Consider the following 24,637-nt stretch of genomic DNA (forward strand, 5'->3'; position numbering starts at 1 on the left):
TATTTATTTTAGGAATCGATTGTTATGTCATTAACTAACGAACAAATCATTGAAGCGATTGCTTCTAAATCAGTATCAGAAATCGTTGAATTAATCACAGCGATGGAAGAAAAATTCGGCGTTTCAGCGGCAGCAGCAGTTGCAGCAGCAGCTCCAGCAGCGGCAGCAGCAGAAGAGAAAACTGAATTTGATGTAGTATTAGCAGAAGCTGGTGCAAACAAAGTTGCTGTAATCAAAGCAGTACGTGGTGCAACAGGTTTAGGCTTAAAAGAAGCTAAAGACTTAGTTGAATCTGCTCCAGCAGCATTAAAAGAAGGCATCTCTAAAGCAGAAGCTGAAGCACTTAAGAAAGAATTAGAAGAAGCTGGTGCAAAAGTAGAAATCAAATAATTTTTGATTTAACTTTTCCCGAACTTCAAGTTCAACAAACCCCGATGGAAACATCGGGGTTTTGTTTTTTACAAGCGGTCGGATTTGGAGTATTTTTTGCAAAAAATTGAAGAAAAATCACTGCTTGTTTTTTATTTTTGAATCAAATCTTCTACTGAATAGTCGCTTTTCAGTAGGTCAATTAGGCTGACGTTTAGGGCGTCGGCTATTTTCCCCATAGCATCAATTGAGATGGCTCTTTTCCCCCTTTATACATCACTTATATAAGCCCGGCTCAGTTCAGCATCAAATGCTAATGCCTCCTGAGAAATATCCTTTAATCGGCGGATTTTTCTAAGATTATTGGCAAAAGTATGGCGAATCGGGTGGCTGGTCAGCATTTCATTTTTCATTTTCTTAGTATTATTGTTAGTCGATTATTCAGCAATAATTCAAGAGATACAAAATATTTGACTAAGTATAGTGAATATCCGACAGAGGTTACTGAGGGTGGTTATCTTTTACAACAGGTACAAGTTAATAAAGATGATAGCAAAAGTATCGTCTTAACTCGTTAAGTTAAGTGTAGTAAAAGGAAAATTATCTATCCAAACAAGCGGTCAAATTGTTGTAAAATTTTGCAAAATCCGCTATAATTTGCAACCATTTTAGTGAAAATTGGCTGACAGCTTTGACTGTCAGCCTTTTCTGCTTGAACGCAAGTGTTGATTTTGTCATTTTAATCAACAATATTTGTAAATTTCCTGCCCAATTTGACCGCTTGCAGTAGTGATTTTTGACTGCTTGATTGGCGATTGGAAAATGACATCTCGTACAGTTTTTTATAATGCCACTTCCAACCGAGTCTTTCGTGTCGGATTGTGTAATCTCAACCAAAATATAAATCAGAGGCTATCTTAGAAAATGGCATATTCATATTCCGAGAAAAAGCGTATCCGTAAGAGCTTTGGTAAACGTCCACAAGTTCTGAATGTACCTTATCTATTAACAATTCAGCTTGATTCTTTTGAAAAATTTATTGAAAAAGATCCTGAAGGGCAACAAGGTTTAGAAGCGGCATTCCGTTCAGTATTTCCGATTGTGAGTAACAATGGTGCAACTGAATTACAATACGTTTCTTACGAATTAGGTGAGCCAGTGTTTGACGTGCGTGAATGTCAAATCCGTGGTACAACCTATGCCGCCCCATTACGCGTTAAATTGCGTTTAGTATCTTATGACCGTGAGGCTGCTGCAGGTACGGTGAAAGATATTAAAGAGCAAAATGTATATATGGGCGAAATCCCATTAATGACCGACAACGGTACTTTCGTTATCAACGGTACCGAGCGTGTTATCGTTTCACAATTACACCGTAGCCCGGGCGTGTTCTTTGATTCTGACAAAGGTAAAACCCACTCTTCAGGTAAAGTGCTTTATAACGCACGTATTATTCCTTACCGTGGTTCTTGGTTGGATTTCGAGTTCGATCCGAAAGATAACTTATTTGCCCGTATCGACCGCCGTCGTAAATTACCGGCAACTATTATCTTACGTGCATTAGGCTACACTACAGAAGAAATCTTAAACTTATTCTTCGAGAAAATTAAGTTTGAAATTGCTGATAATAAATTATTAATGACGTTAGTACCTGAGCGTTTAAGAGGTGAAACGGCAACATTCGATATTTCAGCAAACGGCAAAGTGTATGTAGAAGTGGGTCGTCGTATTACTGCCCGTCACATTCGTGCATTAGAAAAAGATAACGTTACTCAAATTGAAGTGCCGGTTGAGTATATCGTAGGTAAAGTAGCAGCTCAAGATTACGTTGATTTATCTTCAGGTGAAGTGATTTGCCCTGCGAATATGGAAATCTCAATGGAAATGTTGGCGAACTTATCAGCAGCCGGCTATAAAGAGATTGACGTATTATTTACCAATGATTTAGACCATGGTTCATATATTTCTGAAACCTTACGTGTGGATCCAACTTACGATCGTTTAAGTGCGTTAGTTGAAATTTACCGTATGATGCGTCCGGGCGAGCCACCAACAAAAGAAGCGGCAGAAGCATTATTCGACAATATGTTCTTCTCTGCAGAACGTTATGATTTATCTGCGGTAGGCCGTATGAAGTTCAACCGCTCTTTAGAGATTCCAGAAGGCGTTGGTACCGGCACATTAAGCAACGATGATATCATCGGTGTGATGAAAAAATTAATCGAGATCCGTAATGGTCGTGGTGATGTGGATGATATCGACCACTTAGGTAACCGTCGTATCCGTTCTGTAGGCGAAATGGCAGAAAACCAATTCCGTATTGGTTTAGTGCGTGTTGAGCGCGCGGTGCGTGAGCGTTTATCTTTAGGTGATTTAGATGGTGTAACACCACAAGATCTAATCAATGCGAAACCGATTTCAGCCGCGGTGAAAGAGTTCTTTAGCTCATCACAACTTTCGCAATTTATGGATCAAAATAACCCGCTTTCAGAGGTTACGCACAAACGTCGTATTTCTGCATTAGGTCCGGGTGGTTTAACTCGTGAACGTGCAGGCTTTGAGGTTCGAGATGTTCACCCGACTCACTATGGTCGTTTATGTCCAATCGAAACCCCAGAGGGTCCAAACATCGGTTTGATCAACTCACTTTCTGTGTATGCACGTACCAATAACTACGGTTTCTTAGAAACCCCATTCCGTAAAGTGGTTGATGGTCAAGTAACCGAAGAGATTGAGTATTTATCAGCGATTGAAGAAAGCAACAATATCATTGCGCAGGCAAACTCAGATTTAGATGAGAACTTCCGCTTTACCGATACTTATGTAACTTGCCGTCAGCAAGGTGAGTCTGGTTTATACAAACCGGAAGAAGTTCAGTATATGGACATCTCTACTCAACAAGTAGTTTCTGTTGCGGCAGCACTTATTCCATTCCTTGAGCACGATGATGCGAACCGTGCCTTAATGGGTGCGAACATGCAACGTCAAGCAGTACCAACTCTTCGTGCTGACAAGCCGTTAGTCGGTACAGGCATGGAAAAACCAATTGCTCTTGACTCAGGTGTTGCAATTGTTGCAAAACGTGGTGGTACAGTTCAATATGTTGATGCATCTCGTATCGTAGTTAAAGTGAATGAAGATGAAACAATTCCGGGCGAAGCAGGTATCGACATCTATAACTTAATTAAATACACCCGCTCAAACCAAAATACCTGTATCAACCAAGTGCCTTGTGTGAACTTGGGCGAGCCGGTGGCGCGTGGTGAGATCTTAGCAGACGGTCCTTCAACAGACTTAGGTGAATTAGCGTTAGGTCAAAATATCCGTGTGGCATTTATGCCTTGGAACGGTTATAACTTCGAAGACTCAATGTTAGTGTCTGAGCGTGTGGTTCAAGAAGATCGCTTTACAACGATTCATATTCAAGAATTATCTTGTGTGGCACGTGATACTAAATTAGGTGCAGAAGAAATTACTGCAGATATTCCAAACGTGGGTGAGTCTGCATTAAGCAAATTAGATGAATCTGGTATTGTTTATATCGGTGCAGAAGTAAAAGGTGGGGATATCTTAGTCGGTAAAGTAACGCCTAAAGGTGAAACCCAATTAACACCGGAAGAGAAACTATTACGTGCGATCTTCGGTGAAAAAGCATCAGATGTAAAAGATTCATCATTACGTGTACCAAATGGTACATCAGGTACGGTTATCGACGTTCAAGTATTTACCCGTGATGGAGTAGAGAAAGATAAACGTGCGAAAGAAATCGAAGAAATGCAACTTCGTGAAGCGAAGAAAGACTTAGCTGAAGAGTTAGAAATCTTAGAAGCGGGTTTATTCACGCGTGTTCGCAACTTATTAATTGAAGGTGGCGTAAGTGAAGCGGCTTTAGACGATGTTGCTCGTGAGAAATGGTTAGAACAAACCCTTGAAGACGAAGTGAAACAAAGCCAGTTAGAGCAATTAGCAGAGCAGCATGAAGAGTTACGTAAAGAGTTTGAGCGTAAGCTTGAAATCAAGCGTAATAAGATTATCCAAGGGGATGATTTAGCACCGGGTGTATTAAAAGTAGTTAAAGTATACCTTGCGGTGAAACGTCAAATCCAACCTGGTGATAAGATGGCTGGTCGTCACGGTAACAAGGGTGTTATCTCGAAAATCAACCCGGTTGAAGATATGCCGTATGATGAAAACGGTCAGCCTGTTGAGATCGTGTTGAACCCGCTGGGCGTACCATCTCGTATGAACATCGGTCAGATCTTAGAAACGCACTTAGGCTTAGCGGCACGTGGTATCGGTGATCAGATTAACAAGATGATCAAAGAGCAACAAGAAGTGGCGAAATTGCGTGAATATATGCAAAAAGCTTACGACTTAGGTCATGGATCTCAAGTAGTGGATTTAAGTACCTTTACTGACGAAGAAGTGATGCGTTTAGCACAAAACTTACGTAAGGGTTTACCGCTTGCAACACCGGTATTTGATGGTGCTCACGAAACTGAAATCAAAGGTTTATTAGAATTAGGTGGCTTGCCGACTTCAGGTCAAATTACCTTATTTGATGGTCGCACCGGTGAGAAATTCGAGCGTCCGGTAACTGTAGGTTATATGTATATGCTCAAATTGAACCACTTGGTTGATGACAAAATGCACGCACGTTCAACCGGTTCTTATAGCCTTGTTACTCAACAACCGTTGGGTGGTAAAGCGCAGTTCGGTGGTCAGCGTTTCGGTGAGATGGAGGTTTGGGCATTAGAAGCATATGGCGCAGCCTACACCTTACAAGAAATGCTTACTGTGAAATCGGATGATGTAAACGGTCGTACGAAGATGTATAAAAACATCGTAGATGGTACACATTATATGGAGCCGGGTATCCCTGAATCCTTTAATGTAATCACTAAAGAGATCCGTGCATTAGCGATTGATTTAGAGCTAGACGAAGCGTAATTCTATTGGTAAACGATGTAGGGGCGAATAATTACGCCCTGACAGAAGCGAAAATGGAGAAACAAGCGGTCAAATTTGCAAAATTTTTTACCAAATCGACCGCTTGTAAAACAAAAAGAATTTCCTGTTCAGCGTAAAAACGTTGGATCAAACTTCTCACCCTAGGGGCAAAAAAGTGAAAGACTTAGTGAAGTTTTTAAAAGCACAATCAAAATCAAGCGATGATTTTGATGTGATTAAAATCGGTTTAGCATCACCAGATAAGATCCGTTCTTGGTCTTTTGGTGAGGTAAAAAAACCTGAAACCATTAACTACCGTACCTTTAAACCTGAGCGTGATGGCTTATTTTGCGCACGTATTTTCGGGCCGGTAAAAGATTATGAATGTTTGTGTGGTAAATACAAACGTTTAAAACACCGTGGTGTAATCTGTGAAAAATGTGGTGTTGAAGTTACCCAAACTAAAGTACGCCGTGAGCGTATGGGACACATTGAATTAGCGTGTCCGGTTGCACATATTTGGTTCTTAAAATCACTTCCATCCCGTATCGGCTTAATTTTAGATATGCCATTACGTGATATTGAACGTGTACTTTATTTTGAAAGCTATGTGGTAACTGAGCCGGGAATGACTGATTTAGAGAAAAATCAGTTATTAACCGAAGAACAGTTTATGGATGCAGAAGAGCGTTGGGGTGATGAGTTCGAAGCAAAAATGGGTGCAGAAGGTATCCAAGCATTACTTCGTGACTTAGATTTAGAACACCAATGCGAAGTATTGCGTGAAGAGTTACAAGAAACCAACTCAGAAACCAAACGTAAAAAAATCACTAAACGTTTAAAAACTTTAGAAGCATTCTTGCAATCCGGTAACAAACCGGAATGGATGGTGATGACAGTATTACCGGTTCTTCCACCAGATTTACGTCCGTTAGTACCACTTGATGGTGGTCGTTTTGCAACTTCTGACTTAAACGATTTATACCGCCGTGTAATTAACCGTAACAACCGTTTAAAACGCTTGTTAGACTTAGTTGCACCGGACATTATCGTACGTAACGAAAAACGTATGTTACAAGAGTCTGTGGATGCGTTATTAGACAATGGTCGTCGTGGTCGTGCAATTACCGGTTCGAACAAACGTCCATTAAAATCACTTGCGGATATGATCAAAGGTAAACAAGGTCGTTTCCGTCAAAACTTATTAGGTAAACGTGTTGACTATTCAGGTCGTTCGGTAATTACCGTAGGTCCATACTTACGTCTACACCAATGTGGTTTACCGAAGAAAATGGCATTGGAATTATTCCGTCCGTTTATCTACTCTAAATTAGAATCTCGTGGCATTGCATCAACGATCAAGGCTGCGAAGAAAATGGTAGAGCGTGAAGAGCCGATTGTATGGGATATTCTTGCAGAAGTTATTCGTGAACATCCAATTTTACTTAACCGTGCACCAACGCTTCACCGTTTAGGTATTCAAGCGTTTGAACCGTTGTTAATCGAAGGTAAAGCTATTCAGTTACACCCACTTGTGTGTGCGGCGTTCAACGCGGACTTCGACGGTGACCAAATGGCGGTACACGTTCCATTAACGCTTGAAGCGCAATTAGAAGCTCGTGCGTTAATGATGTCAACCAATAACGTACTTTCACCGGCAAGTGGTGATCCGATTATCGTTCCATCTCAAGACGTTGTATTAGGCTTGTACTATATGACTCGTGAGAAAGTAAACGGTAAAGGTGAAGGCATGTACTTCCTTGACCCACGTGAAGCGGAGAAAGCTTATCGTACCGGTCAGGCAGAGTTACATTCGCGTGTAAAAGTGCGTGTAACAGAATATGAGAAAAATGAAGCCGGTGAGTTTGAAGCGAAAACTTCATTAGTGGATACCACTATTGGTCGTGCTATTCTTTGGATGATCGCACCAAAAGGTATGCCTTACTCACTGTTCAACCAAACCTTAGGTAAAAAAGCGATCTCAAAATTAATCAATGAGAGCTATCGCCGTTTAGGTTTGAAAGAGTCAGTGGTTTTAGCTGACCAAATTATGTATACAGGTTTTGCTTACGCTGCACGTTCTGGTGCCTCAGTTGGTATTGATGATATGGTTATTCCAGAGCAAAAATATGCAATCATTGAAGCAGCTGAAGCTGAAGTAGCAGAAATCCAAGAACAGTTTAACGGTGGTTTGGTAACAGCTGGTGAGCGTTATAATAAAGTAATCGATATTTGGGCGGCAGCAAATGAACGTGTTGCTAAAGCGATGATGGAAAACCTTTCAACTGAAGAAGTGCTCAACCGTGAAGGTAATCCAGAAAAACAAGCATCGTTTAACAGCATCTTTATGATGGCAGACTCTGGTGCGCGTGGTTCTGCGGCACAGATTCGTCAGCTTGCCGGTATGCGTGGTTTGATGGCTCGTCCGGATGGCTCTATTATCGAAACGCCAATCACAGCAAACTTCCGTGAAGGCTTAAACGTTCTTCAGTACTTTATTTCAACCCACGGTGCACGTAAAGGTCTTGCTGATACTGCATTAAAAACAGCGAACTCAGGTTACTTAACCCGTCGTTTAGTTGATGTGGCACAAGATTTAGTGATCATTGAAGATGACTGTGGTACACACGAAGGTATTGTGATGACTCCTCTCATCGAAGGTGGTGATGTAAAAGAAGCATTGCGTGATCGCGTATTAGGTCGTGTGGTGGCTGAAGATGTATTAAAACCGGGTACAGATGAAGTGTTAATTCCTCGTAACACTTTATTAGATGAGAAATGGTGTGATGTAGTTGACAGAGAATCTGTTGATGTGATCAAAGTACGTTCTGTAGTAACTTGTGATACAGACTTCGGTGTGTGTGCGAAATGTTACGGACGTGATTTAGCACGTGGTCACTTAATCAACCAAGGTGAAGCGGTTGGTGTTATTGCAGCACAATCTATCGGTGAGCCGGGTACACAGTTAACGATGCGTACGTTCCATATCGGTGGTGCGGCATCTGCGGCAGCGAAAGAATCAAGCATTCAAGTAAAAAATGCCGGTACGATTAAATTAGCGAATGCTAAATTTGTTACGAATAAAGATGGTAAGATTGTTCTGACATCTCGTAATACAGAATTAACCGTGATTGATACTTTCGGTCGTACTAAAGAGAATTATAAAGTGCCTTACGGTGCAGTACTTTCGAAACATGATGGCGCAGAGGTATCTGTAGGTGAAGTAGTTGCTAACTGGGATCCGCACACAATGCCGGTTATCTCAGAGGTATCAGGTCGTATCCAATTTAGTGATATCGTTGATGGCTTAACTGTTACTCGTCAAACTGATGAGTTAACCGGTTTATCATCAATCGTAGTACAAGATGTGGGTGAACGTGCAACAGCTGGTAAGGACTTGCGTCCGGCATTACGCCTAGTTGATAGCAACGGTAACGATATCTTAATTCCGGGTACAGATGTGCCGGCACAATACTTCTTACCGGGTAAAGCGATTGTAACGCTTGATGATGGAGCAGAAATTGCAGTCGGTGAGGCATTAGCCCGTATTCCACAAGAATCTGTGGGAACGAAAGATATTACCGGTGGTCTTCCACGCGTTGCAGATTTATTTGAAGCTCGTAAACCAAAAGAGCCGGCAATTCTTGCGGAAATCTCAGGTATTGTTTCATTCGGTAAAGAAACCAAGGGTAAACGTCGCTTGGTAATTACTCCGGCAGAAGGTGAAGCGTTTGAAGAGATGATTCCAAAATGGCGTCAACTTAACGTATTCGAAGGTGAGTTAGTTCAACGTGGTGATGTGATCTCAGACGGTGCAGAAACGCCACATGATATCCTACGCTTGCGTGGCGTACATGCTGTAACTGATTACATCGTGAACGAAGTGCAAGAAGTTTACCGTTTACAAGGGGTAAAAATTAACGATAAACACATTGAAGTTATCGTTCGACAAATGCTACGTAAAGCAATTATTACTAATGCATACGATAGTGAGTTCCTCGAAGGGGAGCAAGTTGAAGTGGCTCGTGTGAAAATTGCTAACCGCAAACGTGCGGAGGAAGGCAAACCATTGGTTGAGTTTGAACGTGAATTGCTTGGTATTACTAAAGCATCACTTGCGACTGAGTCATTTATCTCAGCAGCCTCATTCCAAGAAACAACACGTGTGCTTACTGAAGCCGCAGTTGCAGGTAAGCAAGATGAGTTACGTGGCTTAAAAGAGAACGTAATTGTTGGTCGTTTAATTCCGGCAGGTACCGGTTTTGCTTACCACCAAGCACGTGCGAAGAAGCGTGCTCAAATGGAAGCCGGCATCGCAGTTTCACCTGAGTTTGAAGCTCCGGTTGCAAAAGAAAAATCATTTGTAACTGATGCAGACATTGAAGCTGAATTTGAGTTTGTGGCAGATGATGCAACTCAAAGTTTAGCAGCATTGTTAAATGCAGGTGACGAAGAGTAATAATTCGCTATAACCGTAAAGCCCTCAGAATAATAGTTCTGGGGGCTTTTTTATTGATAGTTATTGTAGATTGGTAAGAAAGGTTTTTTAGGGGGTATTTTCAATAAATTTGCTTTTGATGTCTTGAGCAAGTTTGCTATGATGCTCAAAATTTATCACATTAGGTGCAAAAATGTCCCAATATACTATCAAAGTCATAACCAAAACCGCAGAAAACTCTATTCCGCTTACCCATAGTAGCAATACTGCCAAAATTCAGGCTCAAGAGAATGCAAAATATCAAATTTTTAATGAACAGGGTGAGCTGATTGTTAATCCTAAAGTTGAAAAAATCAATGAGGATGATTTAGCGGTTTATCTTGATAACAGTAGTGAACCAAGTTTTATTTTGGAAGATTATTACTCTGTTTATCCTATTGAAGATAGTGCGTATTTGGCTGTGATTTCAGCAAGTTTAGCTACATCTAGCCGTGAAGCTCCATTTGTATTGGCATCAGAAGTTGCCTCAGCGGGTCTAACGTCAAAAATCCTCTATGGTTTAGGTGCTGCTGCATTAATAGGTGGTGCTTTGGCATTAAGTGGTGGTAATGGCGGTAGCAGTGGCTCAGCTCCTGCAAAACCAGCAGAAAAGCCTAAAGACGATAAAAATATTGAGGAAGATAAAAAAACTGAAGAAAATAAAGAAGAGACTCCAAATACTACAGGTGAGTCAATTAATGTCACACTTTCTTTTAATTCTGTGACTTCAGATAATCTTGTCAATTTGAGTGAAAGTAAAGGAGAGGTTGTTGTTTCTGGTCAATTTACAGCAGATAAGCCTTTTACTCAGGCACAAGTGTGGTTAGAAATTGGTTCAGAGCGTTTTGAGGCAATAGTAACAGGATCAACGTTCAGTGCGAAAATTCCAGGGACTTTGCTTGCTCAACATCAGCAAATTAAAGCGAGTATAAGTGTAGAGAATGGGCAGTCAAAAGGTAATGCGGAAGGCGTGCATATTTATGGGGTAGATGCTGAAATTGTCCATCCAAACATTACACTTAACACTATTGCTAATGACAATATTGTGAATATTGCAGAAAGCAATCAACCAGTGCTAAAAGTAGGTGGAAAAGTTACAAATGTGCCCGGTTCTGAAGCAAAACCTAACGATAAAGTGATTGTGAAAATCGGAGATCAAACTTTTGTAACGATATTAAAATCTGATTTAAGTTTTGAAATCGCTGCAAGCGGTCAATTATTGGCAAAAAATCGCAAAATTTCTGTTGAACTTGAAACCAAAGATAATGCGGGCAATGCTATAACAACGCTAGCAGAAAAAGCCTATGCTGTTGATTTGCTGATTGTTAATCCTGAAATTCAGATTAATGCTATTGCGACAGATGACATTCTTAATGCCATAGAGTTAGAGAATGAGGTTATGGTTAGTGGCCTTGTGACTAATGTAGATGAGTCTGCGGCGAAGAAAGGTGATGTGGTTACTCTAGTGATTGGTAGCCATCTTGTTACTACTAAACTAGATGAGCAGTTGAAATTTAGCGTGTCAGTTGCAGGCGAGTGGTTAAAAGATAATGACCGCATTGATGCAACTCTGACCACGGAAGATCCAGCCGGCAATCGTAAAGAGAGCCAAGCTAGTCGTAACTATGCGATCGACAAAGAAATTGTGCACCCTAAAATTACCTTTGATGTAGTTACTTATGATAACACCATCAACCAAACTGAAGGTACAAGCGGTCAAAATGTGACGGTAAGTGGCAAAGTAGAAAATGTGGGTGGCTCCGAAGCAAAAATCGGCGATAAAGTGATCTTAACGATAGGTGATCATCAATTTGAAGCTGTATTGACCGATGATCTCACCTTCAGTGTGAATGTGCCTGGTAATGTTTTAGTAAATGCGGAACGTAAGGTTAAGGCATCTCTGTTAACCAAAGATATTGCCGGCAATGAGTTGGTCACGAATGCTGAACACAGCTATTTTATCGATCAAGTGATTGCTGATCCCACTATTACGATTGAGAATATCACTCCTGATAACATCGTTAATATCCAAGAGAGTGGCGAAAAAATTATTGTTAGAGGCAAGGTTGAAAATGTGGTGAATTCAGCAGCCAAAGCTAATGATAAGGTCGTGATTAAAATTGGAGAGCATACTTTTGAGACGTCTTTGCAGTCTGATTTAAGCTTCAGTGTCGAAGTAGATGGGGCATTACTTGCAAAAAATAACCGCATTGAAGCTACGTTAACCACTCAAGATACAGCAGAAAATCGTTTAACTACAGTTAAAACCCACGGTTATCTTGTCGATACGGATATTGCTGCACCAAATTTGATAATCGATAAAATTGCAACAGACGATATTATCAATGCTGTTGAAAAACAGGCAGAGACGATTCTGGTGACAGGTAAGGCGGTGAATGTAGCACACGCTGAGGCGAAAGAGGGCGATGTAGTTACCTTAACGGTAGGTCAATCTCAAGTAACAGGCAAGTTGGATCGTGAGCTGAAATTCTCTATTCCGGTCAGTACTATTGCTTTAGTCAATCACAAAGAGATCTTTGCGAGCTTATCGACCCAAGATCGTGCGTTAAATAGCATAACAGCGCAAGCTTCTAAAACAGTAAGTGTGGATGACAGCTTTAACGTAAGCGTGTCGGTAAGTGATATTGCGGTGGATAACAAGGTCAATAAGCAAGAGGCCGCAGGGCAAATTACCTTATCAGGTACTTATACCGCAGATGCTGATGTGAAAGCTGATAGTGTGGTGATTACGTTGCTTATCAACAATCAGGAACGAGCAGCAGAAGTAAATACGCAAAATAATACTTGGCAGTTAGTGGTTGCAGGTGGTGATTTAGCCCTTGCTGAAGGCGAAAACCGCATTGTGGCGAAAATTAAGGCGGAAGATACCGCAGGTAACCCTGCTGAATCGACTACCACGCAAGCCTATCAAGTTGATACGGTGTTGAATAAGCCTGTGGTAAGAATTACTAGCATTGCTGAAGATGATGTGATTGATGCAACTGAGGCAAATGGGAAAGTTAAGATTAAAGGGATTGTAGAAAACGCAGAAGGTGATAATCCGGTTGTCGTACTTTGCCCTTGTCAATCCTGTGCAAGTGGCTGGAAAGAAGTTGAAGCAACAGTTGTTGATGGTAAATTTGAAGTTGAAGTTCTGGTGAGTGAAACTAGCCTTGCAAATGCGAAATTAAAGTCGAGTGAGCGTAAAGTCAAGGCCAACTACACGGCAAAAGATGACGCAGGTAATGAAGAAGCTGCGGATGAAGCGAGCCGTAAATATACTCTAGAGGATAGTTATCGTGAAATCAATATTACCAAAATTGGTGACAATTTTGGGTTGGATATGAGTGGTAGTACACGTGTAACTGGCTCTATTCAGGAATTTGGTGTAGTGAGCCCGCCTGCTGATGCAGCATTGTACAATCAAGGTAAAAATGCGCGTTTTATCCGTATGGTGAAGTTGGTGATTGGCGATAAGACCTATCAAGCTGGCTTTGACGGTTTAACTAAATCGTTCCATTTGGATATTCCGAATGCAGATTGGGCGACGATTGCTGGTAAAAGTGTAAAGGTCGATTTTACGGATCATTTTGTTACACAGACATCTTTTTATAGTAAAGTCACTTCGCCGTATTTTGAGAATAACGTGACATACTTAACACCAGGTCGTGTTCCGACAGTGAAAAAATTTACGCTAGAAAGTGATCTGTTGGTGAAAAACGGCGATAACAGCTACAGCATTAAACCGCTTGTGACGGAAAAAACGGAAATCAGTGGGATCGTGAAAGGTGATGTGGCTGTGGGTGCGAACATTGATGTTAAAGCTGGCAGCCATACGGTTCAAACTCAGGTCAAAGAGGGTAAGACATTTAGTGTTTTGATTGATACTATTCACTTGAAAAATAATGCCTCAGGTGTAATAACGGCAACTTTGAAAGATACTGGTAGCGATGTTGTGATGGATAGTGAGGTATATGTTCAGCCGAAGGCAGTTTCAGCTACTTTTGTATCTCAACATAGTGAAATACCTGTGGCTAGCCGTAAAATCGATCATACTAAAGATGATTATAACTTCTTTTACCCTATTCACCTATTAGATCAGGGACCGACAAAATTTGGTTTCCTTCGCAACGTTGAAATCGGTAGTTCGGAAGTGCCGCTTACAGTTAAGTATCACTTTTTACGTACTAATGAAATTAACCAGCTTCCAACTAATACTCAAGGTTTGGAAGCAATTGGAGCCAATTCGGCAGAAGAAATACCAGATAGTTTGAAAGCGACATTCCGTTATGCTTATCAGCAGATTGCCAAATATACCAACCTGAAATTTGAAGAGGTGACTGGTGGCTGGCAAGAGGTGGCTGATAATAAAGGGACATTGCTATTTGTTGGTGATTTGCAGGCTACACGTTATAAAGGTTCGTCAGCGATTGGTTATCCAGGAGGAAACTTAGTCTGGGATAAGAAAATTCTCGGTACAGCGGGTACGGATGATTACTCTCACTATATGGCAATCCACGAGATTTTACATACGTTGAATATGAGACACGCTCACGATAGTTTTACCGATGTGAAGAGTAATCCACCTGAAGCCACTGCGTTTAATCACGTAGCAGAAGCATCAAGCGAGTTTTCGAATATGTCTTACTGGACCGTACGTCTCTTTGATGCAATGCGTGATCTGAGAATGTATGACCTTGCTTATCTACACTACCGCTTCGGAGTAAATCGTACACATCGTGCCGGTGATGATGTTTATACTTTCAGAAAGTATGATGCACGTAAGGCCGATGGCGATATCTATATCTGGGACGGTAACGGTGTGGACACCTTTGATGCCTCAATGGAAAAAGAGGGAGTTACGGTAAACCTGACCCCGGGATCGTGGAACTATCGTGGTACGGAACGTAAATTTAATTTCGTAACAGATGGTAGAACTGTGTATGACAAAAACACATTTTTTGATAAGCCTGGAGTGAACATTAGAGGTTCAGCATTGAATAACTCACAAAATGAAATTTCCGGGAATCCTGTATCTAATCCACCAGCATCAGGCGTACTAGAATTTAATAATTACCATGATGGTCAATCCTTTATCGGTTACGGCACACAAATTGAAAACCTCATTGGTTCGAAATTTGATGATAAATTGACTGGTAATAAAGCGGCGAATAATATCTTTGGCGGAGACGGCGTTGATACAATCGCTGGGGGCGAGGGTGACGATTTTATTAACGGGGGTCTTGGTGATGATCTAATGTTCGGTAACCAAGGCAATGATACCTATGTGATTGATAGTGTAGCAGATGTGGTAACCGAAGAGGCTGATCAAGGTACAGATCATATTTACAGCCTTGTAAATTATACCTTAGATGCGAACGTGGAAAATCTGACCCTGATCGGCACAACGGCGAAAAACGGTACAGGTAATGCCCTCAATAACGAAATTCGAGGTAATGATGCTGGCAATATTCTAAACGGATTAGCAGGCAACGATATCTTAATTGGTGGCTTGGGAGCTGATACCTTAAGCGGTGGAGAAGGGCAAGATACTTTCGTCTTTGAAAGTAGCTTAAACGGTAAAGTGGATACCATTACTGATTTCGTAGTGGGTCAAGATAAAATCAAACTCTCAGCAACGATTTTCTCTGCGATCAGTGCCGATTTAAGTAATATCAAGGAGCACCTGTTCTACGATACAGCTTCGGGCGAGTTAAGCTATAACAGCCAGAACGGCGGTGCAGATAATGCGACGCCATTTGCGATAGTGGCAGGCTTACAAAACTTGGAAGGCGATAAGTTTATTATCGGCTAATATTAGAATAGAAAATCTGATAGGAAAATGATCTGCACCCTAAAAGTTGGACTAAATCTCCAACGGATTAAGGTGCAGATTTTTATGCTTAAATATAACCAATGTTTCAAATACCAAGTCATTGATTTCTATTCGGAAGCTCAACATGACATTTTCAACTCTTCATCATTCCCAACTACCCAATAAAGAGGTCGGATTATTCAGTATCAATATTCAGGTATAAGCAGGCTAGCTGTCTTGCATTCCAAACAGATTTATACTACCGAATAAAAGTTAGCCGTCATCTAAATTGGCAACAGATACAAAATATGCTTCAACAAGCGGTCAAAAAACTGTCGAAAAATGCAAAGCCATAACAGACGCAAAATGTCCATTATGGCTATTTCATTAGGAAAGTAGACTCAATTTTATCTACTATGCTTTTTTGCAAATTTTATCACTCCCCAACCTATCTGACTTGGGGAGATGATTTAGAAGCGGTATTCTAATTTTGCATTGAACTGTGTTTGATGGATTTTCGCTTTATCTAACGCTTTGCGATGAGCTACACCAAGTTCAATAAAGAACTGCTCGGTTAGTGCAATATCACCGTTTAATTTAAATACTAATCCGCTGCCTAAACTGCCAGATTTAAATTGCTCGGTTTGGTTAGCTTGAATCGCGACTTTTCCTCCACGACTATGTTGATGTTCATAGAATACTCCGGTATTTAAACGAATTCGATCACCTTTCCAACTCAGGTTTGCTCCAATATGCTGGGTAAAGACTTTAAACGGATCAATATTTACCGCCCAATTACCCACTCGGTTGTTTGTTGAAGTTTTCATTTGTTGGTAAGTTAATCCCCAAACCGGTGTAACTGCCACATTGCCCAATGGAATTTGATAACCAACTTCTCCCGATGCTTGGAGTTGTTTACCTTTTATGCTGGCAACATTTTGAGCATCAGCAGTATGGAGCTTACCTTTTTGTAGGTGGTAACCAATACTTGCATTAACAATCAGATTATCCCACTGATTATGTAACGCAGCCATAAAGGAGGTCGATTTATAACGAGTTTCACTCCAACCGTCTGCCGCCTGTGGATTGACACTATACTTACCAAAAGCAAGTCCTAAATGTAGCTCACTGTTCACACCAATTGGTAGATAGCCGCCAAACAAGGTACTACTTTGTTTGGCTTTAAAGTTATAGCCATAGTCGATAAAGGATAGATTAGAGTCATAACGGCTGTTACCATTTTGTTGGCTGACATAGAAACCTCTTTTATCATGTGTCCAGAGATTTGCCATAAATTGTTGACGAATCAAATTGCCGTGATTATACATTGCAATAGGTGCAACTAAATAAGACGGAACTCGACTGTTAATCGCTGCACGATGGGTTGGTTTGGGCATTGTATTATCCGTGTTACTTGGATTTGAGGCATTGCCTATATCTCCGCTGTTTCCACCGATCGGATTATCAGTATTTTTACTACTATTCGGATTTGAGGTGCTGTCTATATCTCCGTCGTTTCTATCGACTGGATTATTAGCATTATTGCCACTACTTGGATTTGAGATGTTAACTGTATCTTCACTGTTTCTACTGACCGAATTATCAGTGCTTTCACCACCATTCAGAGTTGAAGTGTTATCTGTATCTCCTCTGTTTCCATCGATCGGATTATCAGTACTTTCACTGCTATTCGGATTTGATGTATTGCCTATATCTACGCTGTGTCCACCGGCCGGATTATCAGTACTTTCACCACTATTCGGATTATTATTTTCCAGTGTGGATGGAGTTGGTTCGGTGTAGCGAATGACAGATTCAGGGCTGTTACCTTCTTCATCAATCAATAGATTTTGTAGACGGTAATCATAGTAGTCATTACCATTGACTTTTTTATCGACACTTACGAGAGTAAATTTGTAAATATCGCTTACATCTGCACCGCTTGCAGTTGCTTTATTCAGAACAAACTGCCCTAACTCACCATTGCCTTTAACCTGTACCAACGACAAACCTTCATCGGCATCATATTGGCCATTTTGGTTTTTATCCGATACACCTTTTTCTGTGCCTAGTAGTTTGGCTTCAACACGGTTTGGTTCGGTAGTAGTTAAGTCACCTTCAATAATCACACGGTCGTGATCCCAACGTTGCATATTTTGGAAGATGTTATTGATCCGTAATACTAAATCAGCACCCAATGAGTTAACGCTACTAAAGGTTAAAGTCTGTGGAGTGAAGGAGTTTGCATTACGGAATGCTCTACCACTATTGACAATTGGCTGTTGAGCAGCCGGTTCAATTACCGCTCCTTTTGCCCATACGCTGTGTGTATCAATTTTGCCGTTCCCGCTTAGTACCGCACGATTACCTAATACTACTATGCTGCCTTTGATTGTACCTTGTAAATCAATATTACCTTCTCTCAACTCGGTTAAGCCTACATGGTTTAGATTAGCGTTTAATTTTAACGCACCGGTGCCACTTTTAACGAAATTCCCTTCTCCACTCACATTAGTTGTTAGTTGCACTGTTTTATCTGTATTGTGAACAACAAGATTACTCAATTTATCCAATTTCGTGTGTTCGATATTCACTGTACTACCGTCCGTAAGTACTAAGTTTGCCTCGGTCAAAACCGCTTCTTTGGCTTGATGTGTGGTATCTGCTGCATAAGTGATGGTACCTTTGTTTACATCAATCACATTAAGCAAAGAGTTTCCTGCTAAGACAAGATTAGCCTCTTTTTCTGTTGGTTGATAAGCCAGATTTACTTTTCCGCTCTTATCACCGAAAATACCGTTAATTTGACGACTACCGTTCAAAGCAATAGTTAATCCTGCTTCGGTTTCACTGTTTTGGTTAATTATGTTGCCGTTAATGGTTTCCGCACGAAGCCCTGTAGGAGGTTGAGTCACATCATCAATCACAATTTGATTGCCGTTCAGATCCAGCGTACCTTGATTAAGCGTGAGGCTGCTTAAATTTACTTGATCGGCACTACCTAAACGTACCGTACCGTTTTTATTTACTTTTACGCTACTAAATGCCTGCTTTTCATTTTGCTCATTGGCTTTTTGGCTTAATGTTGCCAATCCTTCTTCAACCACTAAGTGTGATAAGTTAATTCCTGTACCGACTTGAATCATCTCACCATCACCGATTTTGTAGAATGTTTGATCGGCAGAGTCATTTAAATTCACTTCTTTATTGTCAGGATTACGAATATCACGATGGACAAAATTATCATGCCATACCAGTTCTTGGATATTCAGACGCACATATTGGATATTTTGCCCTTGAACCTCTTCATAAAGTAAACCAATATCACCATTCGGCAACTCTGTTAAACTATTATAGGAATAAGACGTACCTACGGTAATGTTAGTGCTGTATTTCCAGACAATTGAGCCATCATCTTGTACTTCGCCCAACCATACTTTACCATTACTGCGTGTAGTTGAGTGAGGATTAGCAAAAATCACGATCTCCTTGCCGTTAATTCGCTTGGAGTATTTGATGACAGACATCTGTGAATAAGGATCAAGCAATACATCATCAAGTACTTTAGAATTTGTCCAGCTATAGCCGCCATCTTTACTGGTAGAGATAACTACTTTTTTCTTGCCGTCAATTAAGTTACGGGAGAACATTTTTATTTCCCCGTTATCAAGTTCAATAAGCTGCGACTCAGTTGTTTGTTTATAGTAGCTATTTAATAAGCGACTGCCGCCATTTGCTGCCTCCCAGCGGTCGGTTGGTGCTTCACCACGTTCCCAAGTTTTACCGCCATCACGGCTGATAATGACCGCGGCAGTTTGAGAGCCTTGTAATTTACCTACATTGTTGGTGTAGTATACAGGCATTACTAAGTTACCGTTTTTTAGTTGAATACCGTTGCCCGGGCCAACCCCCATAAATTGCATCCAATCAGCTTTGACCTGCGGGGTAATATCCACAGGATTTGACCAAGTTTCACCGTCATCATCACTATGAATTAACCAGAGATAGCTGGTTCTTTTTGCAACTAATGGTGCGGAATCGTTACCTGCATGACGGGTATTTAAAAAAATATTACCTAAACGAGTTTCACCTTGATAAAGGTCGCCCAAATCTTTATAGGCAATCTCACGATTACCTTCCATCACTACACGATAGTCGGTTGCCTGATTATCTTCGTTATACACAACCCCATTTTCACGTACTGTGTATTGATTACCAGCAGTATCAGTTAAAACCCGATAATGTGTTCCACCAATGTTTTTATAACCGGTACCGTCAGGCTCTGCTCCTGCACCAAAGCCGAAAAGTCCTCGCATTTCAGGGAACATATCTACCAGCATAAAAATCCGACCGGTATTTTTATCTTGTACGACTAGAGGATCGATTAAAAATGCCGAGTTTTCCGTACCATAATTTTGTGAGGCTAAATCTAAAATTACCTGATCTTCTCCCCAAGTTTTACCACCGTCAGTACTACGACGAATTACTGTATCAATATTTCCCCAGTCTCCAGCATGTTGATGACGTTTGTCAGTTGCAGCAATCACTGTACCTTTTTGCGTTGTAAAAAGAGATGGAATGCGGTAACTGTTAGCACCACCTTGGCCCGGTTTAAATATTTCATATTTTTCCGTTTTCTCTGCACCAAAAAGGTTACGGCGTTCAAAAGCAGTATTTTGTGCTTCGACAAGCTGCTGATGTTTGGTATTAATTTCATCAGCATTGAGTACATTTTTGGTGATATCTGCATAAAGAATATCGCCTGCTAAAGGATTTTCCTGTGAACGTAATGCTCTTCCTAATGCGACGGTATTTAACTCTGCTACATCATTAAAGAACTTAGACGAATTAGAGGTTTTTTGTAATTGCCCATTTACATAAATTTTAATTTGTCCTGCTTCTTTATCAAATGTATAAGTAATTGTTCTATACTCACCTAAATTTCTAGGTGCTGCAACAGTTAATAGATCAGTATTCGGAACAAGATTACCTTGGGCGTTTCTAATCTCTAAACCGATATACTCATTATTATTACTATCTAAACGACTGTAAAACCAAAGGTAATTTCTGTCTGCCGAAGAGCTGGTTACACCCATTAAGGTACCAAAAACATTTTGAATAGCTCCGTTAGATCTAGCAGGGGCTTGTGCTACATTCCTCACTCGGAAAGTAATTGAGCCATTTTCTAGTTTAAAAGTGTCCTCCGCCAATTGTGAAGTGATATTCATACTACCTAAGCTCTTAGTTGAACTGTGCTGGAAAATCATTTCAGCCTGTGCTGTATTCCCTAACGTCGTAGCGACAAATCCCGCAATAGCAGTTTGTTTAAGCCAAGTTTTTGTTTGCTTTTTCATAGAACTTTCTCCTAATAGGTGATCGCATAATCGCCCATTAAGATAGTAATTTTTCAAAATAGAGTAAAATAGTGGAGTGAAAATTCGAGAGCGGCTTCACAGAAAGATTAAGTGGTTGGTCGTTTTCTGCTCTTTTTGGTTTTTTTTTGTTCGAAATGGGGTCTTTTTTTCGATAAGAATTTGATCGGGTGACAATTATTATTCTATTTAAAATAATTCAATTGAAAGCGTTTTTTATAAGTATTTCGGAAAAAGCGGTTAATTTTGAGGATTTTATCTATTGTGTGTAAATTTTTCTCAAAATTCAACCGCTTGCAATTATTTATAGCTGAGCGAACGCCTTATCTGCCGCATCTAACGTATGGGCAATATCAGCATCTGAGTGAGCTAAAGACATAAAACCGGCTTCAAATGCAGATGGTGCAAGATATACACCTTGTTCAAGCATTAAGCGGAAGAAACGGTTGAATTTAGCCGCATCGCATTTCATCACTTCTTGGAAGTTATTTACTGCTTTTTGTTCGGTGAAGAACAAGCCAAACATTCCACCGACATATTGCACTGTTAATGGCACATTGTGTTTATCAGCAAGGGCTTTAAAACCTTCTGCTAATGTTTTGGTTTTGAGTGCGAGCGTTTCTTCATTGCCGGATTTCGATAATTCGGTTAAGCAAGCCAAACCGGCAGCCATTGCAATCGGGTTGCCTGAAAGTGTACCTGCTTGATAAACAGGGCCGGTTGGGGCGATGTATTCCATTATCTCTTTTTTACCTCCGAAAGCACCGACCGGCATACCACCACCGATAATTTTACCAAGTGTGGTTAAATCTGGAGTAACGCCGTAGTAAGATTGTGCACCGCCTAATGCCACACGGAATCCTGTCATCACTTCATCAATAATAAAGACCGCACCGTATTGTGTGCAAAGTTCACGTAAGCCTTGTAAGAAACCGTTTTGCGGTGGAATGCAGTTCATATTGCCGGCAACAGGTTCAACAATTAAGCAGGCAATTTCAGTTGGGTATTGTTCAAAAGCAGCTTTAACTGAATCTAAATCATTATAGGTGCAAGTAAGGGTATGTTTTGCGAAATCTGCCGGTACGCCTGGGCCACTTGGCTGACCAAGGGTCAAAGCGCCTGACCCTGCTTTAACTAACAGAGAATCAGAATGCCCGTGATAACAGCCTTCAAATTTAATAATTTTATCCCGACCTGTATATCCACGAGCCAAGCGAATAGCAGACATTGTGGCCTCTGTGCCTGAACTGACCATTCTTACCATTTCAATAGAAGGGACTAATTTACAGACTAATTCGGCAAGTGTGATCTCCGCTGCTGTTGGCGTACCGAAACTTAATCCGTTCGGTACTGCTTTTAATACCGCATCAATAATTGATGGATGGTTATGCCCCAATACCATTGGTCCCCAAGAGCCGACATAATCAATATACTGTTTTCCATCACTGTCGATAATATAAGCCCCTTGTGCTTTTTCAATAAAAACAGGTGTGCCACCAACCCCTTTAAAGGCTCTAACAGGAGAATTTACTCCCCCCGGAATAACTTTTTGTGCTTGTTCAAACAGTTTCTCTGACATTGACATAATGATTCCTTTTTGATTTTTATAAATTTGCTGACTATTGTACTGAAAAGCCTCGATTTTCGCTAAAAAATTTTACGACTTTGCTACCTTATGATATTCTGATTACCTATTTTCTTGCTTATTTTCTGAGGTAATCCCACGATGTGGCTTACTTTTCTAACCGTATTTATTGTTTCGTTTTTATCATTAATCGTTATGAGACCGGTAGCGGAATTTATTGGTTTAGTCGATAAGCCTAACTTCCGTAAACGTCATCAAGGATTAATCCCGTTAATTGGCGGTATTGCGCTATTTTTGGGCAATCTAACCTTCTATTTTATGCAATGGCAAGATATGCGATTGCCTGAATTATACCTTTCGGCGGTGACGATTTTATTAATCATCGGTGTATTAGACGACCGATTTGATGTTAGCCCGTTATTACGGGCAGGTATTCAAGCCGGTTTAGCCGGGGCTATGATTTATAGTGGTTTATCGCTAGAAAGTTTAGGGCAAATTATCGCACCGTTTAGTATTGAACTTGGCTGGCTAGGAATTGTATTTACCGTTTTCATCACAATTGGCGTGATTAATGCCTTCAATATGGTTGATGGGATTGATGGCTTATTAGCCGGACTTTCCTGCGTGAGTTTTGCCGGTCTTGGCACATTAATGTTTATTAATGGCGAGCCGAGTTTGGGTTATTGGTGCTTTGCGATTATATTTGTGCTACTGCCTTATGCGATGTTTAATTTAAGCTTGTTTGGGGCAAAATGGAAAGTGTTTATGGGCGACTCTGGTAGTATGTTAATCGGTTTTACCATTATTTGGATTTTATTACTCAGCACCCAAGGTCAAGGCTCTCCGATTAGTCCGATTACCGGTTTATGGCTTATCGCGGTGCCGTTAATTGATATGGTGGCGGTTATTATTCGTCGTTTGAAAAAAGGTAAAAGTCCGTTCAAACCTGACCGCTTGCATTTGCATCATTTAATGATGCGAGCAGGCTTAACTTCTCGTCAAGCATTGCTAGTGATTACGCTATGGGCAGCATTTTGTTCGACTATCGGCGTGTTGGGAGAAGTTTATTACTGGAACCAATGGGTAATGATGTTAATGTTTCTTGGCCTATTTTTGCTTTATGCTTATTCGATTACCCATGCATGGCGAGTAACCCGTTTTGTTCGACGCTTAAAACGCCGAGCCAAGCGTAATCAACGAATTAATAATATATAAGGAATATAAATGCGAACATTATTTTACCGTCTTCTGGTTATTTTGTTGCTCACTGCTATTGGTGCGGCAGTAGGTTATGGGGCAAGTTATTCACAGACTGAGAAGTGGAAAGTAACTGCACAGCTTGAGCAACCTGCTGTGCCTGATTTAGGCAATTACTACTCTTTGTTATCAACCTATACTTTCTTAAATACCAATAACCAAGAAGCGAATTTACAGAAAGATGTGGTGGCAGAGGTTTATGCGGAATTTAAACGCAATCTGACGTCAGCGGATTTATTACAAAATTATCTGGCTCAAACGGAAGCCGTAAAACTAAAAGCGCAGCTTGAAAATAAATCGGCAACTATGATGGCAAGTCAGCTGGCAACACAATTTAGCTTTGAGAAAGATTCGGCAGTTTCGGCAGATACGTTCAGTTTAATTTCAGAAAACCCTGAGGAAGCACAAAAATTATTGAATGAATTTATTCTGTTGGCAAACTTGCAGGCTCGCGAGAAATTAAATGCTGATTTAATTGCAAAATGGAAAGTGCTTTTCCAGCAAATTAAAGCCGCAGCAGAATTGAATTTAGGTGCGAAACAAAGCACAAACGATTGGAGTGCTAAATTACAAATGATGCGTTCAGTTCAGCCTTTGGATAATGTTTTAACTACTTATCGTTTGGTGAAATCACCTAGTATTCCGTTAAATCCGATATCTCCTGACCGCTGGTTCTGGTTGATGATAGGGGCGTTAAGCGGATTAGTTATCGGTTTTATATTGAGTTTTGCGGTAAAGGCAAGAAAGTCGCAGTTGGTTCAACAAGTTGAAACTCTTTAATGAAAAATGGCACACAAGCTCAGTGTGCCATT

At 40.7% G+C, this 24,637-nt stretch carries 9 protein-coding genes; 6 read left to right on the forward strand and 3 right to left on the reverse strand.

Annotated features, from left to right (window positions below):
- The first annotated feature begins 24 nt into the window (after nt 1-24).
- Nucleotides 25-390 (forward strand): 50S ribosomal protein L7/L12, encoded by a 366-nt coding sequence (gene rplL, locus A6B41_RS01580; protein ID WP_027073308.1) that lies wholly within the window; start codon nt 25-27, stop codon nt 388-390.
- A 248-nt stretch (nt 391-638) separates the two neighbouring features.
- Here the strand turns inward: rplL and A6B41_RS11250 are convergent, their stop codons facing one another.
- Nucleotides 639-770, reverse strand: coding sequence for a helix-turn-helix domain-containing protein (locus tag A6B41_RS11250; protein WP_257792930.1), 132 nt, complete (start codon nt 768-770; stop codon nt 639-641).
- 523 nt (nt 771-1,293) lie between these two features.
- On the opposite strand from A6B41_RS11250, the gene rpoB reads away from it, so the two are divergent.
- The 3 genes from rpoB to A6B41_RS01600 all read left to right on the forward strand — a co-directional run bounded on the left by rpoB (nt 1,294) and on the right by A6B41_RS01600 (nt 15,611).
- Nucleotides 1,294-5,319: a DNA-directed RNA polymerase subunit beta gene (gene rpoB / locus A6B41_RS01590; protein ID WP_027073307.1), complete on the forward strand. Its 4,026-nt coding sequence runs from the start codon at nt 1,294-1,296 to the stop codon at nt 5,317-5,319.
- 175 nt (nt 5,320-5,494) lie between these two features.
- The gene (rpoC, locus tag A6B41_RS01595; protein WP_027073306.1) at nt 5,495-9,778 is read left to right on the forward strand and encodes a DNA-directed RNA polymerase subunit beta'; all 4,284 of its coding nucleotides are present in this window, start codon (nt 5,495-5,497) and stop codon (nt 9,776-9,778) included.
- A gap of 172 nt (nt 9,779-9,950) precedes the next feature.
- Entirely contained in the window at nt 9,951-15,611 is a 5,661-nt protein-coding gene (locus tag A6B41_RS01600; protein WP_027073305.1) for an Ig-like domain-containing protein, read from the forward strand.
- Between the two features lie 470 nt (nt 15,612-16,081).
- Here A6B41_RS01600 and A6B41_RS01605 read toward each other — a convergent pair whose 3' ends face one another.
- The gene (locus tag A6B41_RS01605; RefSeq protein WP_027073304.1) at nt 16,082-20,965 is read right to left on the reverse strand and encodes an exo-alpha-sialidase; all 4,884 of its coding nucleotides are present in this window, start codon (nt 20,963-20,965) and stop codon (nt 16,082-16,084) included.
- Nucleotides 20,966-21,287: 322 nt separating this feature from the next.
- Nucleotides 21,288-22,568, reverse strand: a complete 1,281-nt coding sequence (hemL, locus tag A6B41_RS01610) for a glutamate-1-semialdehyde 2,1-aminomutase (protein ID WP_027073303.1) — start codon at nt 22,566-22,568, stop codon at nt 21,288-21,290.
- Nucleotides 22,569-22,709: 141 nt separating this feature from the next.
- Between hemL and wecA the strand changes: the two genes are divergently transcribed.
- Both wecA and A6B41_RS01620 read left to right on the forward strand, forming a co-directional pair.
- On the forward strand, nt 22,710-23,783 hold the full coding sequence (wecA, locus tag A6B41_RS01615) for a UDP-N-acetylglucosamine--undecaprenyl-phosphate N-acetylglucosaminephosphotransferase (protein WP_027073302.1): 1,074 nt from the start codon (nt 22,710-22,712) through the stop codon (nt 23,781-23,783).
- A gap of 9 nt (nt 23,784-23,792) precedes the next feature.
- Nucleotides 23,793-24,605 (forward strand): LPS chain length-determining protein, encoded by an 813-nt coding sequence (locus A6B41_RS01620; protein WP_032847079.1) that lies wholly within the window; start codon nt 23,793-23,795, stop codon nt 24,603-24,605.
- Nucleotides 24,606-24,637: the final 32 nt, after the last annotated feature.

This window comes from Mannheimia granulomatis (assembly GCF_013377255.1).
In the GTDB taxonomy this organism is placed as follows: domain Bacteria; phylum Pseudomonadota; class Gammaproteobacteria; order Enterobacterales; family Pasteurellaceae; genus Mannheimia; species Mannheimia granulomatis.